The 15,508-nt window shown below is 71.9% G+C and carries 17 protein-coding genes; 9 read left to right on the plus strand and 8 right to left on the minus strand.

The genetic code is table 11. The features are described 5' to 3' along the window. Nucleotides 1-56: 56 nt before the first annotated feature. The 4 genes from Dvina_RS50265 to Dvina_RS50280 all read right to left on the minus strand — a co-directional run bounded on the left by Dvina_RS50265 (nt 57) and on the right by Dvina_RS50280 (nt 3,822). Entirely contained in the window at nt 57-773 is a 717-nt protein-coding gene (locus Dvina_RS50265; RefSeq protein WP_246655844.1) for an enoyl-CoA hydratase/isomerase family protein, read from the minus strand. Between the two features lie 7 nt (nt 774-780). After that, complete coding sequence (locus Dvina_RS50270) at nt 781-2,250, minus strand: glutamate-cysteine ligase family protein (RefSeq protein WP_223099208.1); 1,470 nt, start codon at nt 2,248-2,250, stop codon at nt 781-783. Between the two features lie 65 nt (nt 2,251-2,315). After that, nucleotides 2,316-3,365, minus strand: coding sequence for a helix-turn-helix domain-containing protein (locus tag Dvina_RS50275; protein WP_223099210.1), 1,050 nt, complete (start codon nt 3,363-3,365; stop codon nt 2,316-2,318). A 115-nt stretch (nt 3,366-3,480) separates the two neighbouring features. Then, nucleotides 3,481-3,822, minus strand: coding sequence for a hypothetical protein (locus Dvina_RS50280; RefSeq protein ID WP_223099212.1), 342 nt, complete (start codon nt 3,820-3,822; stop codon nt 3,481-3,483). A gap of 302 nt (nt 3,823-4,124) precedes the next feature. Between Dvina_RS50280 and Dvina_RS50285 the strand changes: the two genes are divergently transcribed. The 6 genes from Dvina_RS50285 (at nt 4,125) to Dvina_RS50310 (ending at nt 10,439) form a co-directional block, all read left to right on the plus strand. After that, the gene (locus Dvina_RS50285; protein WP_223099214.1) at nt 4,125-5,261 is read left to right on the plus strand and encodes a helix-turn-helix domain-containing protein; all 1,137 of its coding nucleotides are present in this window, start codon (nt 4,125-4,127) and stop codon (nt 5,259-5,261) included. Continuing rightward, a complete protein-coding gene (locus Dvina_RS50290; protein ID WP_223099216.1) occupies nt 5,243-6,478 on the plus strand; it encodes a hypothetical protein in 1,236 nt (411 codons plus the stop codon). The genes Dvina_RS50285 and Dvina_RS50290 overlap by 19 nt, the downstream gene beginning before the upstream one ends. Before the next feature lie 93 nt (nt 6,479-6,571). After that, nucleotides 6,572-7,063: a GNAT family N-acetyltransferase gene (locus Dvina_RS50295; RefSeq protein WP_223099218.1), complete on the plus strand. Its 492-nt coding sequence runs from the start codon at nt 6,572-6,574 to the stop codon at nt 7,061-7,063. A gap of 111 nt (nt 7,064-7,174) precedes the next feature. Further along, complete coding sequence (locus Dvina_RS50300) at nt 7,175-8,338, plus strand: DUF4407 domain-containing protein (RefSeq protein WP_246655845.1); 1,164 nt, start codon at nt 7,175-7,177, stop codon at nt 8,336-8,338. A gap of 58 nt (nt 8,339-8,396) precedes the next feature. Next, entirely contained in the window at nt 8,397-10,010 is a 1,614-nt protein-coding gene (locus tag Dvina_RS50305) for a glycoside hydrolase family 10-like protein (protein WP_246655846.1), read from the plus strand. 36 nt (nt 10,011-10,046) lie between these two features. Then, nucleotides 10,047-10,439 carry an SPW repeat domain-containing protein gene (locus tag Dvina_RS50310; protein ID WP_223099220.1) on the plus strand — a complete coding sequence of 131 codons (393 nt, stop codon included), beginning with the start codon at nt 10,047-10,049 and terminating at the stop codon, nt 10,437-10,439. Nucleotides 10,440-10,499: 60 nt separating this feature from the next. Here Dvina_RS50310 and Dvina_RS50315 read toward each other — a convergent pair whose 3' ends face one another. Beyond that, the gene (locus Dvina_RS50315) at nt 10,500-10,694 is read right to left on the minus strand and encodes a CsbD family protein (protein ID WP_223099221.1); all 195 of its coding nucleotides are present in this window, start codon (nt 10,692-10,694) and stop codon (nt 10,500-10,502) included. Nucleotides 10,695-10,719: 25 nt separating this feature from the next. Next, on the minus strand, nt 10,720-11,319 hold the full coding sequence (locus tag Dvina_RS50320; protein ID WP_223099222.1) for a DedA family protein: 600 nt from the start codon (nt 11,317-11,319) through the stop codon (nt 10,720-10,722). 112 nt (nt 11,320-11,431) lie between these two features. On the opposite strand from Dvina_RS50320, the gene Dvina_RS50325 reads away from it, so the two are divergent. Then, nucleotides 11,432-12,112 (plus strand): RluA family pseudouridine synthase, encoded by a 681-nt coding sequence (locus Dvina_RS50325; protein WP_223099223.1) that lies wholly within the window; start codon nt 11,432-11,434, stop codon nt 12,110-12,112. A 35-nt stretch (nt 12,113-12,147) separates the two neighbouring features. Here Dvina_RS50325 and Dvina_RS50330 read toward each other — a convergent pair whose 3' ends face one another. Next, the gene (locus Dvina_RS50330) at nt 12,148-13,041 is read right to left on the minus strand and encodes a GbsR/MarR family transcriptional regulator (RefSeq protein ID WP_223099224.1); all 894 of its coding nucleotides are present in this window, start codon (nt 13,039-13,041) and stop codon (nt 12,148-12,150) included. 110 nt (nt 13,042-13,151) lie between these two features. Here Dvina_RS50330 and Dvina_RS50335 point away from each other — a divergent pair, with 110 nt between their 5' ends. Further along, nucleotides 13,152-14,018 (plus strand): ABC transporter ATP-binding protein, encoded by an 867-nt coding sequence (locus Dvina_RS50335; RefSeq protein WP_223099225.1) that lies wholly within the window; start codon nt 13,152-13,154, stop codon nt 14,016-14,018. Next, nucleotides 14,015-14,770, plus strand: a complete 756-nt coding sequence (locus tag Dvina_RS50340) for an ABC transporter permease (RefSeq protein ID WP_223099226.1) — start codon at nt 14,015-14,017, stop codon at nt 14,768-14,770. Before Dvina_RS50335 ends, Dvina_RS50340 begins: the two co-directional genes overlap by 4 nt. Here the strand turns inward: Dvina_RS50340 and Dvina_RS50345 are convergent. Further along, nucleotides 14,702-15,493, minus strand: coding sequence for an SDR family NAD(P)-dependent oxidoreductase (locus Dvina_RS50345; RefSeq protein ID WP_223099227.1), 792 nt, complete (start codon nt 15,491-15,493; stop codon nt 14,702-14,704). The two genes, Dvina_RS50340 and Dvina_RS50345, sit on opposite strands and share 69 nt — an antisense overlap. Nucleotides 15,494-15,508: the final 15 nt, after the last annotated feature.

The following is a 15,508-nucleotide window of genomic DNA, read 5'->3' on the forward strand; positions in this document are numbered from 1 at the left end:
ACGCTGCGGCCGGAGACTTCCGGCCGCGTCCGAGGAGCCTGTGTGCCAGCTGTGAGTCAGGCCCAGTTCGGTGCCCGGCGCTCCAGGAACGCCGCGACGCCCTCGGCCAGCTCGCCCTCGTCGGGCGCGGGCACCGGCAGGTCGCCCAGCACGGCCTTCGCGGCCCGCAGCGTCAGCCGTGAGCGGGTGGCGATGGTCGCGGCCAGGTCGTCGACGGCGGCGGACAGCAGATCGTCGGCCACGAGCCGGTCGACGAGCCCGAAGCGAAGGGCCTCGGACGCGTCGACAAGCTCGCCGGTGAACAGCAGCAGCTTCGCCTTGGCCGGGCCGACAAGGGCGGCCAGGCGGCGGGTGGTCGATGGCGGGTACACGATGCCGAGCTTGGCCGGGGTCACCCCGAAGCGGGCCGAGGCCGCCGCGACCCGCAGATCGCAGGCCACCGCCAGCTGGCAGCCGCCGCCGACGCAGAAGCCGTCGATCCGGGCGATGGTCGGCCGCGGGAACTCGGCGAGGGCGCGCTCGGCCGCGACCGCCAGGCTGTCGTCGCCGGCCCGCGCGATCGCCGCGGCCTCGGCGATGTCGGCCCCGGCGCAGAACGTGCCGCCGGCCCCGGCGACGACGAGCACTCGGTTCACCGGGTCCTTGGCCAGGACCTCCAGCATCCCCGGCAGCGCCGCCCACATCGCGGCGGTCATCGCATTGCGCTTGGCCGGGTTGGTGATGACGAGCGTGGCGAGCGGGCCGTCCTGGGTGAGGATCAGTTCACCCGTCACTCGCCGGTCACCACTCGTGGACGGGGACGTTCGAATGCATCCTCGGAAGGTACTCCGCCAGGAGCTTGCGCATGGTGTCGTCCCGCTCGACGGGGCCGTTGCCCTCGATGGCGTGGGCGGCCTCGACGAGCCAGGAGGCGCCGTTGCGGTGGGCCAGGCAGCGGTGCTCGATGATGCCGAGCAGCCGGTCGCGCTGGGCCGGGTCCACGCCCCATTCGTCGAGCCCCTCGTGGGCCATCGGCAGGAGCCGCCGCAGCACCAGCTCGGTCACCGGCACCGCGCCGAGGCCCGGCCAGAACACCGAGGATTCGATGCCGTGCCGGGCGGCGGTGTGGAAGTTCTCCTCGGCCGCCCCGAACGACATCTGCGTCCACACCGGCCGCTCCTGGCCGGCCAGCCTGTGCACCAGCCCGAAGTAGAACGCGGCGTTGGCCATGCTGTCCACGACCGTCGGCCCGGCCGGCAGCACCCGGTTCTCGACGCGGACGTGCGGGCGGCCCTCCACGACGTCGTAGATGGGCCGGTTCCAGCGGTAGATGGTGCCGTTGTGGAGTTTGAGCTCGCCGAGCCGCGGCGCCGCACCGCGGTCGAGCACGTCGATCGGGTCCTCGTCCTCGCAGATCGGCAGCAGCGACGGGAAGTAGCGCACGTTCTCCTCGAACAGGTCGAAGATCGAGGTGATCCAGCGCTCCCCGAACCAGACCCGCGGGCGCACGCCCTGGCTCTTGAGCTCCTCCGCGCGCGTGTCGGTGGCCTGCTCGAACAGGGGGATCCGGGTCTCGCGCCACAGCTCCTGGCCGAACAGGTACGGCGAGTTGGCGCCCAGGGCCACCTGAACCGCGGCGATGGCCTGGGCCGCGTTCCAGTAGGCGGCGAACTGCTGCGGCAGCACCTGGAGGTGGAACTGGACGCTCGTGCAGGCGGCCTCGGGGGCGATGGAGTCGCACCGCACGTGCAGCCGCTCGACGCCGTCGATGGCGATCATGAGGTCCTCGCCCCGGACCGCGAAGATCTGCTCGTTGAGCAGGGCGTAACGCGGGTTGGCCGACAGCACGTCGGGCGTGAGCTGGTCGCGGCGCAGCGTCGGGAGAATGCCGATCATCGCCAGCCGGGTGTCGACCTGGGCCGCATGCTTCTCGGCCGCGTTGAGGCTGGTGCGCACCTGCTCCTCGAAGCGGGCCAGCCCGTCCCCGGCCAGGTGCTGCGGCGGCACGTTGATCTCGATGTTGAACTGCCCGAGCTCGGTGACGAACGCGGGGTCGGCCATGGCGTCGAGCACCCGCTGGTTGCGCAGCGCGGGGTCGTAGCGCTCGTCGACGAGGTTGAGCTCGATCTCGAGCCCGCTCATCCCGTCGCCGTCCTCGAACGTCGCCTCGTCGAGCATGCGGGCGAACGCGTCGAGGCACCGGTGCACCTTGTCGCGGTACCGCGTCCGGTCCTCCCGGCTGAACACCGTCGACTCGACGTCCTTGCCCATCGGCTGCCACCTCCGCGCGGGGAGACCGTGCCCTCTGGCATACCACGATGAGCCGTTTTTTACTCCTACCCGATCGGACCGCCCATCGGCTCGGGCCACTCGTGCAGCCGGATGCGGTCGTCGCTCAGGTCGGGCACCGTGACCACACCGGCCACGACGGGGACCCGGCAGACCAGGCTGAACCGGGGCGAGCCACCGAAACGCCGCTCCAGATAGCGAAAGTTCGCGTCACGGCCGTCGGCTCCGGTGAGCGCGCGCACGATGCCGAGGGTGCCGCGGCCGTACATCCCATTGAAGATCGTCACGGTGGTGTCGCGGCGGCTGAACGGGTTGGGCGCGCGGCACAGGTGGGCGACGTCCTCGCGGAGCATCAGCCGGCCGCCCTCCTGCTTGAGCTCCGGGACCAGCGTGCGCTGGGTGCCGTCGGCGTCGGTCACCGCGAAGGCGCCGGCCTCGAGCCCCTCCCGGCCCACCTGGGCCACCGGCAGATCGAGCCGGTCCATGAGCTGGCGGGTCAGGGTGTTGAAGTCGACACCGCCCAGCACGACGAGGTGGGTGTCGAGGTCGAAGCTGGTCAGGCGGGTGACGAGCTTGTAGCGCACCCGGGTGTCCGGGTTGACCCGGCCGAGGTACCCGTGCAGCTCGAACAGCGCATCCGGGTCGGCGTAGCTGTAGAGCTCGATGTGGTCGGGGTGCAGCGGGTCGGCGTACTCGACCGCCGCCCGCATCTTCTCCGGCTGCTCGGCGCAGACGATCGTGACCGGGATGCCGTCCGGGAACCACAGCGGGTCGGCCGGCTCGGTGAGGCCGAGCTCGTGCTTGATCTCGTAGTAGCGGTCCCGCTCCTCGGCCGTCAGGTCCTCCAGCTCCAGGGGCCGCGGGCGGTCACCGGCGAACGAGCGCGCGGTGGCGAACAGGCGGGCGTACTTGTCCAGGTGCCCGTCGGTCGGCCGGGTGGCGCCGACCGGCTTCTCCCAGGCGGACACGAGCGGCGTGCTCACCCCGAACGCGCGGGCGAGGTCGCCCTGGCTGAGCTTGGCCGGGGCGAGGCCTGTGGCGTCGGCAGTGACGCGCAGGCGGCGCAGCCGGTCGGCAAGGTCTACGGGTCGGCCCATCGACGTCTCCTTCAGACCCCAGGATACGGGCGACGTCGAGCGACGTCGCCCGGGGAGTTCGGTGAAGTTCACCTTCGGACCCGAACGAGTCCGGTCGGGTCGGTGGAGCCAGGGTTCAGTGTGCGCTCATCGCCAGCAACAGCAGCGCCGCCATCACCGCCGCACCGAGGAGCGTGGCCCAGAGCGCGGCCCGGACCCGGGCCATCGTCAGGTTCCACTCCATCCGCACCACGTCCCGTGCGGAGCTCAGCCACTGCTTGAGCAGGAAACCGGCGGCCACGACGGCCAGCGCGGCGAGCACCGGAACGGCCGGACCGGCGCCCTCGCCGCCCGCTGCGGCGGCCGCGTCGGAGCACCCGGCGAGGGCCGGGAGGGTCAGCAGCGCCGCGCCGAGGGCCGCCGCGCTCCGGGCGCGGCCGTTGTTTACTCGATGGCCGTGGGGAGTTAGGTTGGACATGGCCGGGTCCTCTCTGGAGTCGGTCGAGCGGGCCCGTGGTGCCTGGTCCTTGCCGGGAGAGGGCGCCACGAGCCTTGCGTTTGCCTGAATTTCTTTCCAGCTGCTGCACTTCGGTGAACTTCACTTCTCCTGCCTAATACGCTACGCCGCGACCCTCCCCCCGCTCAAGCGTTCGGACCATCTTGGTCGATGCTTCGGGGCACTGCCGAACCTTGGAAACGGCGAGGATTCCGATAGCAGTCCGGTTTGCCCTACCCGTATACTCAGGAGCCGACCGAAGTTCGGCGAACGAAGGTGGGCCGGTGCAGCCGACTGAAACGCCACCGAACCGCACCCTCGCGGGCTATCTTCGCGACCTCCGCCGCCACCAGTGGCCGGAGCGGCCGCAGCCCGTGACGCAGAAGCAGCTCGCGGAGGCCCTGGGCGGGGCGAAGCCGTTGAGCGTCTCCGTCATCTCCTCCTGGGAACGCGACACCGACCCGGTCACCCCGCCCGAGGCGCGGCTGGCCGGCTACGCCCGGTTCTTCGCCACCCGCCGCTCGATCGAGCAGCGGCCGGCCCGACTGCTCGACGAGGACGAGCTGACGGACGAGGAGAAGGCGGCCGAGGAGGTCCTGCACGCGGAGCTGGGCCGGCTGCGCGACCAGCTGGAGAGCGGCGGCGCCCCGGCGGGCTACACGAGCCCGCAGGACGTGCTGGCGCAGGGCGGCGAGATCCGGCTCAACGCGCGCGACACCATCGGCGGCGGCACCTGGTACTTCGGGCCGGACCCCACCCGGATCGTCATCGTGTGTGCCCGGCTGCCCGAGGACCTGCGGGCGCCCTACGCGCACAAGAGCGACCCGGACTACGTGCGGGCCTACACGTACGCCGACGCGGACTCGGTCATCGAGATCTTCGGGCACCTGCGGGCCGTCAACCCCATCGCCGACGTGCGGATCCGCACCCACGACAAGCTCACCGCGGACGACTACCACAGCCACCTGATCCTGCTCGGCGGCGTCGACTTCAACCCGGTCAGCCGGGAGATGGCCCAGCGCCTCGACCTGCCGGTGCGCCAGCACCCGCGCACCGACAAGGACTACGGCGGCTACTTCGAGGTCGACGGGCACGAGTACAAGCCGGTGATCGACGAGGAGAGCAGCGGCCGCACGCTGCTGGAGGACGTGGCGTACTTCTACCGCGGCCCCAGCCCGATCAACGTGAAGCGCACGGTGACGCTCTGCAACGGCATGTTTGGCCGGGGTACTTACGGGGCAGTCCGCGCGCTCACGGATCGCGGTTTCCGCAACCGCAACGAGGAGTACCTCGAGAAGCGCTTCGGCCCGGCCGAGAGCTTCGGCATCCTGTTCCGTGTCACGGTGATGGCAGGAGAGACAGTGACGCCCGACTGGACCGTCGCGCGCAACCGGTTCCTCGAATGGCCGGACGCGGGATGAGCGGCGGCGGGGCCGGCCCCGGCGGGCAGCGCGACCAACTGCTCGACCACGACGATCTGCTCACCTGCGCCGACGCGCCCGACCTCGGGGGCCGGCGGCCGGACGCCATCATCGTGCCGAGCGCCCGCCCGGCCTCCTCGCTGCTGCACGCGGCCGGGCTGGCCGAGGAGCTCAACACGCCGCTGCTCGTGCTGGCCAGCCGGCAGGCCCACGCGGCCGAGATCGTCCGGGAGATCGAGGACCACGGCATCGTCGCCGACGTCGTGGCGATCGACGTGACGGGCGCGCCCCGGCTCATGCCCGGGCTGGAGACGGCCGGCCTGTTCACCCGCGGGCCGTTCGGGCGCACGACCGACGTGAGCATGAAGCGCAACCTGGCGCTGCTGCTGTCCCGGGCGGCCGGCTGGGACCAGGTGATGTTCCTCGACGACGACATCCAGGTGCCCGACGCGGCCGACCTGCGCCGGGCGGCCGCGCTGCTGCCGACGCACGCGGCGGTCGGGCTGCACATCGACGGCATGCCCGACAACTCGGTCGTCTGCCACGCCCGCCGCGAGCTCGGCGACCGGCAGGGCACGTTTGTCGGCGGTGGGGCGCTGCTCGTGCCGGTCGAGCGCAGCGACGGGGCGTTCTTCCCGCACATCTACAACGAGGACTGGTTCTTCCTGCTCGACGAGGGCGGAATCCGGCCGGTGGCCCGGACCGGGCGGGCCGTCCAGCAGTGGTACGACCCGTTCGTCAACCCCGACCGGGCGCGGGGCGAGGAGCTCGGCGACACGCTGGCCGAGGGCGTCTTCGCCGCGCTGAGCCACGGCAAGCTGGAAGACGCGCTGAAGCCCGACTACTGGGTCGGCTTCCTGGAGGTCCGCCGGCGGCTCATCACCCGGCTGCTCCAGCGGGCCGCGGGCCGCGAGAGCATGGTCACCGCGCTGAAGGCGGCCCGGGGCCGCTCCTACCTCATCGAGCCGCACCTGTGCGCGCGGTTCCTCAAGGCGTGGGAGCGCGACCAGAACGTCTGGCGCCGGGCCGTGGAGGCGCTGAGCACCGGACGCGGAATCGCGGGGGCGATCAGCCACTTCGGCCTCCGCCGATCGGCCACCGTCCGACTCAACCGCACCGGGCCGGCGCCGCGCGAACCCCGCCTCCGCCAGCACCGCAAGCATCTGGACGCCCTTGATCAGGCCCGCGCCCGCGAGCTCGTGGTTACCGGGCGGTAGACACCGCGGCCTATGATTGACCTCTCCCGATTCGCCTGAGGCAGCGCCGCCGGCAGGCAGCCGACGGCGGTTGAGGGTCGAGGTCCGGCTTTGGTGCACATACGCCCGGCGCGCGCCGCGGACCTGCCCCGGCTCGTCGCCGCCCATGGGCAGCACCACTACTTCGAGCAGCGCATCGCCCGGCAGCCGACGCTGGGCATCGTGTTGATCGCCGAGCGCGCCGGCACCGTGGCCGGCAGCGCGTTCCTGCGGCTGGCCCCGGCCGAGGAGTGGGAGCTGCGCGAGCGGCTGCCCAAGGTGCCGATCTTCTCGCACCTCGAGGTGCTGCCCGAGCACCGCGGCAACGGCGTCGGCACGAAGATCCTCGCGGCGGCCGAGGGGCTGGCCCGCGGGCAGCAGCGCCGCCGGATGGTCCTCGGCGTGAAGCCCGACGATCGGACGGCGTTCGACCTGTACTCCCGCAACGGCTACGCGGACTGGGGGCTCGGCGTGATCAACGCCCTCGTCGTGGACTACGACGACCAGGGCCGCCGCACGCACAGCACCGAGCGCTGCCACATCATGATCAAAGACCTCGGGCGCTGAGCGGCCGGCGGGCGGGCGACAGTTGCGGGTTGTCCAAAGGCCCGCAAAAGCGACTTATCCTCGCGTACCGTCGCACCCATGGCGGGAACCGCGTTACTCAAGATCGCAAATGTGAACCCCGCCAGCGTGCGCACCCACACCGACCGGGCGCTCTACGGGTCCATCGGGATCTTCATCGTGCTGTACGGCGTGTACGCGATCGTCGGCGCGGCGAGCTTCGTGGACGCCTCGACGAACTACGCGCACCCCTGGTGGCAGTGGCTTGTCGGGCCGCCGGTCGCCCTGGCCGTCATCGCCTACGACCGGGCCGTCGTCGGCCGGGTCGCGGTCAACTTCGAGCACCTCGACTCGGCCGACCCGCACCAGCTGCTCAAACGGCGGACCTTCGGGCTGTACGCCGGGCGCATCGTGCTGGCCCTGCTGTTCGCTGTCGTCATCACCGAGCCGCTCATGCTGGCCCGCTACAAGGGCGAGATCGACGCCTACCTCGGCACCGTGCACAACCGGCAGCTCATCCAGCTCGAGCAGGGCGGCGCCATCGCGGCCTTCCAGAAGCAGGTCGACGGGCTGCGGGCCCAGGACGCGGCCGACGACACCGCCGTGGCCGACCTGCACAGGCTCGCCGCCGACAAGCGCAAGGAGTCCGCCGCCGTCTACGACCAGGCCCTCGCCGACTCCCGGGCCGACGGCGTGTCCCGGCGGGCCGGCTGCCCGGCCGGCGGCTACTGCGACACGCTCGTGCAGCAGTCCCGCGCGCTCATGGACGAGGCCACCCGCCTCGACGGCGAGGCAGTGGCCCTGCGCACCTCCCAGGACCCCGCCCGCAAGACCCGGGCCGACCAGGTCGCGTCCCTGCTGGCCCAGATCGCCGAGCAGCGGACGGACAATCGCGCCTCGGTCGAGGCCGGGGCCGGCTTCGGCGCCCGCACGACAGCGATGTGGCACCTGGTGACGAGCGACTTCTGGGGCTTCGGCTTCTTCTACCTGGGCGTCGCCGCGCTGCTTGTCTGCCTCGACTGCGCCGCGGTCTGGCTCAAGCTCGTCTCGCACGGCAACGGCTACGAGCGCACCGAGGCCCGCGAGGCCCGCCGCCGCGAGCTGTCCGAGACCAAGCGCCACGAGCAGGAGCTGCTGGTCGCCGAGCAGGCCCGCAGCCTCGCCGGGGACGGGATGCAGACAGTGGTGGCCGAGCGCCGGCTCATGGACGCGGCGGTCAGCCGGGCCACCGAACGGCTCATGGCCGAGCTCGAGGACCAGTCCCGCCTGGTTCGTTAGGGCCTTTCTTCGCACAATGTCTTGCTTTCGCCCCCGGCTCCCAGGGCAGACTGTGCCGGTGCTCCCCCGCCTGCCCGAACGCACGTCGGCGCTGCCGCTCGTGCTGGGCATCGTCCTGGTCCTCGTCGGCGGGGTCGGCGTGGCCCGGATGGTGTGGGACCGGGCCGGCAGCGCCTCGGCCGAGGCGCCCGGCGGCGTGGACCGGCTCGACCGCAACGCCGACCGGGCCGACCGGGCCGCCGACCCGCGGGCCGCCCGCTGCGACGGTGCCCCGCTGACCGCGCCCCGGGAGCTGCGCGGTGTCTGGATCACCACCGTCGAGAACATCGACTGGCCCAGCCGGCCGGGGCTGCCCGCGGACCAGATCAAGCAGGAGTACCTGGGCTGGCTCGACCTCGCGCAGAAGCTGAACCTCAACGCCGTCTTCGTCCACGTGCGCCCCAGCGGTGACGCGCTGTGGCCGTCGGAGTACGCCCCCTGGTCCGAATGGATCACCGGCGTCCGCGGCCAGGGCCCCGGCTTCGACCTGATGCAGTGGATGATCGACGAGACCCACCGCCGCAACCTCGAGTTCCACGCCTGGTTCAACCCGTATCGGGCCAGCCAGCCCGCCCCCGCCGGCGCCGGCCCGGACATCAACGCGCTCGCCCCCGACCACCCGCTGCGCAAGCATCCGGAGTGGGCCGTCGTCTACCCCTCGGCCGGCACCACCGGCAGCCGCCTGCACTTCAACCCCGGCATCCCCGAGGCCCGCCAGTTCGTCGAGGACTCGATGCTGGAGGCGGTCAAGCAGTACGACATCGACGGCGTGCACTTCGACGACTTCTTCTACCAGTATCCGGTGGCCAAGCAGGAGTTCCCGGACGACGGCGCGTTCCAGATCTACGGCCGCGGCAAGAGCAAGGGCGACTGGCGCCGCGACAACGTCAACCTGCTGGTCAAGGAGGTGAGCCAGCGCATCAAGCAGGTCAAGCCGTGGGTCAAGTTCGGCATCAGCCCGTTCGGCATCTGGCGCAACGACGCCACCGACCCCGCCGGCTCCCCGACCCGCGGTCTGCAGAGCTACGACGAGATCTACGCCGACACGCGCCTCTGGGTGCGCGAGCAGTGGCTCGACTACATCGTGCCGCAGCTGTACTGGAACATCGGCTTCGAGGTCGCCGACTACGCCAAGCTCCTGCCCTGGTGGGCCGACGTCGTCAAAACGACGAGGGTGCAGCTGTACATCGGGCAGGCCGACTACCGCGTAGGCCAGCCGGGCCCGTGGTCAGACCCCGGCGAACTCGACCGCGAACTGGCCCTCAACCGCAAGTATCCACAGGTCAGCGGCAGTCTCCACTTCAGCGCGAAGAACCTGCGGGCCGACGCTCTGGGCGCGGTCAGCAAGTACTCCGCACACTTCTACTCCACCCCGGCCCTGCCCCCGCTGATGAAGTGGCTGCCGAACAACGCACCGGCCGCGCCGAGCGTGACGACGGCTGTCGAGGGCGGGGGCGTGAAGGTGACCTGGAAGGGCAAGGGCACCTCCTCGGCCGTCTATCGCGTGGCCGACGGTACCGCCAAACTTGTCGCCACCCGCCGCGGCGGCGACGGCGACTACACCGGCCCGAAGGGCACCTACTGCGTCACCGAGCTGGACCGCTCCTGGAACGAAAGCGCTCCCGCGGGGTGATCACCGCTCATCCGCCCGTTGCCGAGGCTGGCGGCCATGACGAGCTTCATCTCGGACCAGGACTTCACCACCCCCGCCCACGCCCGCACGCTCGAACCGGACAAGCCGGCCCGGACCGCACGCTTTGTGCCCTCGACCGTCATCTTCCTGGCCGCGGTATGGCTCGTCGTCTCGTCGGTGCCCTTCGGCTACATAGGCGCGGGCCGCTACGACATCTTCTGGTGCGACGCCGTCACGGGCGTCACGCTGGCCGTGGTGACCGCCATCCGCCTGCTCAAGCCGGGGGTGGCCGGCTTCACCGCGATCACGGGCGGCCTGGCCGGGTGGCTGCTGATGGCGCCGCTGGTCCTGCAGTACGGCCTGTCGCCCTCGGCCGTGAACGACGTGGCGCTGGGGCTCCTGGTGCTGACCTGCGCGGCCCTCTCCTAGCCCGGAAACGAGGCGGGCCGCCCCCGAAGGGGGCGGCCCGATATCCGTCGCTGGAGGCGATCAGCGCTTGAAGGCGTCGGCAACGTCGTTGCCCGCGTCCTTCACGTGGTCGCCGGCCTGCTTGGCCTTCGCGGCGGCGCGCTCGGCGGCGCCCTCAGCCTGCAGGCTCTCGTTGTCCGTGGCGTCGCCGTACTTCTCCTTGACGGCACCCTTGAGCTCTTCGGCCTTGTGCTCGACCTTGTCCGTGAAACTCATCGCGTATCCCTTCCACGTATTCCAGTCACGCCTTGCTGATTACTGGATGCCCGCCGCGCCGAGTGCGCAAACGTAGGCGTCGCGCCACCGTCGTCACACCCGTCACGAGGAATGACAGGGTGATCCCCAGGCCGGCGGCGGCGAGTGGGTTGTCGGTGAACACGTTGCCGCCCAGATAACCGAGGCCCACCACGTAGACGCTCCACAGGACGGCCCCGATCGCGAACGCGGGCAGCAGCCGGCGCCGGGGAAACCGGGCGTAGCCGCTGACGAGCGCGACGGTGGTGCGTCCGAGGGGGACGAAGCGGCCACCCGCGACGATCGCGCCGCCGTGGCGGTCGAGGAGGCGGGCGACCCAGCTGACGGCCCTGGCGTACCGCTCGCCGCGCAGGAAGCGCTCCACGAACCGCCGGCCGCCGCGGCGGGCCACCTCGTGCATGAGCACGTCGCCGGCGAACACCGCGGACGCCGACGCCAGCAGGACGGCGGCCAGGTGCAGGTGCCCGTTCGCGGCCAGCGCCCCACCCGCGATCACGCTCGTCTCCGCCGGGACGGCCGGGATGAGGCAGTCCAGGACGAGCAGCACAAAGATCAGCAGGTACGCCCAGCCGGCCATCGCTTCCATGCTTCAACCCTGCCGGTGCGCGCCTCCGGAGTCAGCGGTGCCAGCCCGCCGATCGAGCGGGGGGTTTCCCCTACCCCTGAGAGCCGCGGCCGCGTCGGGCAAGATGAGGCCGATGTGGGCGGACTTTCGCGAGCACGTGATCCTGGAGGACGAGGCGATCCTCGTCCTGAACAAGCCCCCGGGCATCTCCGTCATGGGCGAGCGCCACGAGTCCGACCTGGTCCGCCTGGCCGCCGACGCGGGTGAGGAGCTGTTTCCGGCCCACCGCATCGACAAGGTCACGTCGGGCGTCATCCTCTTCGCGAAGAACCTCCCCGCCCACGGCGCCCTGACCCGCCAGTTCAACAAGCGCACGGTCGAGAAGTCGTACCTGGCCGTCGTCTCCCCCGGCGGACTGCCCGAGACCGGCCACATCGACCTGCCGTTGAGCGTCGGGCGCAAGAACCGCGTCCGCATAGCCGCGCCGCGCGAGACCATCACCGAGACCGGCGGCCGCTGGGGCGTGCCGGCGTCGGCGGTGTTCGACACGGTCTCGACGTACCCGTCCCAGACGAGCTTCACCGTGCGCACCCAGACGCCGGACCGCGCCCTGCTGGAGGCCCACCCCCACACCGGCCGCCGCCACCAGATCCGCGTCCACCTGGCCTGGATCGGCCACCCGATCGTGGGCGACCCGCTCTTCGAGAAGCACCCGGAGGGCCGCACCTATCTGCACTCCTGGCGTCTGACCTTCGACCACGCCGGCACCCGCGTGACAGTCGAAGCCCCGATGCCCGCCGACTTCGCCCGCTGACCACCCGGCCGAGCGGCCCTGGCCGACACCTCCGGTCAGCGCAGCGCGGCCCGCTGCTCGGCGGTGAGGCGGTTGGTGCCGGCGACGGCGAGGTAGCGGCCGCCGGGCAGCGGGTGGGGCGCCACCGGATCGGCGAAGTCCGGGCGGTCGGCAGCCAGGGACAGTGCGGCCTCGACCCGCGCCGCCGGCCAGTCCAGGGCGGCCGCCAGCTCCGCGGCCGTGCGGGGGGCGGCCGCGTGCACCAGGGCGGCCAGGACGGTCAGCATGTCGTCGGCGACCGCGGGGTCGTAGTCGGCGGCCATGTCGCGGCTCAGGGTGTCGAAGAAGCGGGCCATGCGCTCCAGGCGGACTCCCGCGGGCGTGGCTGCGCCGTACAGGTCGGCGCCCTCGCGGGCGGCGGCGGCCCATTTGGCGTGGGCCTGGGCGCTGGTGAGCCAGGTCCGGAGCCAGACGTCGTCGTCGATGACGTAGCGCTCGCGGCGGCCCGCGGGGCGTTCGCGGCGGACGATGTCCATGGCCTCCAGGTAGGCGATGGACTTCGAGACCGAGGCGGGGCTCACGTTGAGGCGGGCGACCAGTTCGGCGGCGGTCAGGGCGCCGGTGTCGGTGGTGACGATGGCGGTCAGGACGCGGGCGGCCATGCGGTTCAGGCCGGTCTCGACCATCAGCGCGGCGAAGCGGTCGTCGAAGGCGGCAACCCCCTCCGCCCCGGCGACGGCGGGGCGCGGCGACAGGCTGCGGGCCGGGCGGCGGGCGCGGTGGGCGTCGGCCGCGCGATACGTGCCCTGGCGCAGGTTGCGGCCCACCTCCCGGGAGACGGTCGACGTCGGGCGGCCCAGGCGGCGGGCGATCTCGGCGTAGTCGAGCCCGTCGGCCAGCCCGGCCGCGATGTGCTCGCGCTCCTCGCGCGTCAGGCGGGCTCCCGGCATGGGACCCATCGTTGCATTCAGTCACCCCCCATTGCAACGCTGTGCAATTCATTGCAGTGCGGTGCAACGGGCGCTTGCCTGCGGTACCAGCAAATTTCTAGTTTCAAAAAATGGAAACTAACGTGATCGAGATCGACGGGCTGCGGATGCGGTACGGCGACCGGGACGTGCTCAGCGGTGTCGGCTTCGCGGCGCGGCCGGGCGAGGTGGTGGCGCTGCTCGGGCCCAACGGGGCGGGGAAGAGCACCACCATCGAGATCCTCGAAGGGTTCCGGATTCGCACCGGCGGGAGCGCGGCCGTGCTCGGGACCGACCCGGCGCGGGGGGACGAGCGGTGGCGGGCCCGGGTGGGGATCGTGCTGCAGGCGTGGCGCGACCATGCCAGGTGGCGGGTGCGGGAGCTTGTCGGCCACCAGGCCCGGTACTACCCCGGGCGGGCCTGGGACCCGGATGTGCTCATCGCCGCCGTCGGGCTGACCGGGCAGGCCGGGCAGCGCATCGGGCTGCTCTCCGGCGGGCAGCGGCGGCGGCTGGACCTGGCGCTCGGGCTGATCGGGCGGCCGGAGGTGCTGTTCCTGGACGAGCCCACGGCCGGGCTCGACCCGCACGCGCGGCGCGAGTTCCATCAGCTGATCCAGGACGTGATCGCCGAATACCGCACGACGGTCCTGCTGACCACCCACGACCTGGACGAGGCCGAGCGCCTCGCCGCGCGGATCGTGATCCTCGACGCGGGGCGGGTGATCGCCGACGGTACCGCGGCCGAGCTCGCCCGCATCGCCGGGCCGGACGAGGTGCGCTGGCGGCTCCACGGCGAGCAGCACATCGAGACGACGAGCGACGCCACCGGGTTCGCCTACGAGCTGTTCCGGCGGCACGCGACGGCCGTGGAAAACCTGGAGATCCGCCGCTCGTCGCTGGAGGACACCTACCTCGAACTCGTGCGCCGCGCCGAGGACAAGGCGGCCCGGCCGTGAGCGCCGGGTGGCACCGCGGCCTGATCGAGCTGCGGCAGTCGCTGACCCAGCCCGCCGACCTGTTCAACCACTGCTTCTGGCCCACGCTGATGCTCGTCACCCTCTACTTCCTGCGCGGCCACGCCGCGCTCCTGCCCTCCATCCTCGGCATGAACGCGGCCATGGGCATGGTCACGATGAGCCAGGGGCTGACCGCCGACCGCGAGGACGGCACGCTGCTGCGGGCGCGGGCGACGCCGAACGGGCTGCGGGAGTACCTCATCGGCAAAATCATCAGCGTGAGCGGCGGGCTCGTCGTCGACCTCGCCATCTTCCTGGTGCCGGCGCTGCTCATCGTCGACGCGGCGCCCGCCGTCGACATCGGCACCGCGCTGTGGGTGCTCGGGCTCGGGCTGCTCGCGACGCTGCCGCTCGGGGCCGTGCTCGGGGCGCTGTTCCCGACCGCGCGCGGGCAGGGGCTGCTCACCCTGCCGATCCTGGTCGTCATCGGCATCTCCGGGATCTTCTACCCGATCACCGTCCTGCCCGGTTGGGTGCAGGCGGTGGCGCAGGCGTTCCCGGTGTACTGGCTGGGGCTCGGCATGCGCACCGCGTTCCTCCCGGGCGAGGCGGCGCACCCCGTGGCCACCGCCGCGGTGCTGGGCGCCTGGGCGGTCGCCGGCCTCGCCCTCGCGCCCTGGGTGCTACGCAAACGCCTCATCCGCCAGCATCGCGTGCAGCCGAGCCGCCCCGGCCGGGTCGAGGCTCGGTAGCGACAGCGGCAGCTCCCGCCCGCGGTCCAGCGCGGTCAGCTGGGCCGCGGGCGGCGCGTCGATGAGCTCCACGATCGGCGCCACCGACGCCGCGACCGGGCGCGCGGCGACGGCCGCGAGCAGCCGCAGCCCGCCGCGCAGCACGGGGTTGAGCGGCGAGTGGTCGCCGCTCTTCGTGAAGCCCGGGTGGTAGAGCACGTAGCGGGCTTTCCCGCGGTACCCGGCGCCGAGCAGATCGTTGAGCCGCCCGGCCTGCATCTGCGCCCGCACCATCGAATAGCCGCTGCGCAGCTGCAGGTCGTCCCACGCGATCACACCCTTCGTGACGCCGACCCCGCCGACGTTGACGATGACCGGGGCGGCGGCCGACTCCAGCAGCGGCCGGAGTCCTTCCGCGAGCCGGTGACGAGCCAGAAAATAGAGCCCGAAGGTGTACTCGAAATGCTCCGACGTCTCCCGCCGGGCCGGGCCGACCCGATTGGCGCAGAGCACGAGCGCATCCACCGCCGCGACCCGCGAGCGCAGCTCCGCCACGACTTCACGGACGGCCGCGCCCTCGCTGAGGTCCTTGCGCAAGAAGGTGATGCCGGACGGCAGCGTCCGGCCCTTCAGGGGATTGCTGCCGATCACGTACACGTCGTCGCCGCGCTCGAACCGGGCCAGCGCCGTCGCCCGGCCCATCCCGTCCGTACCGCCGGCGATCACAACCGTTTTGGGGCTCATACGACACATCTCAGT

This window comes from Dactylosporangium vinaceum, from assembly GCF_019904175.1.
GTDB classification, from domain to species: Bacteria; Actinomycetota; Actinomycetes; order Mycobacteriales; family Micromonosporaceae; genus Dactylosporangium; species Dactylosporangium vinaceum.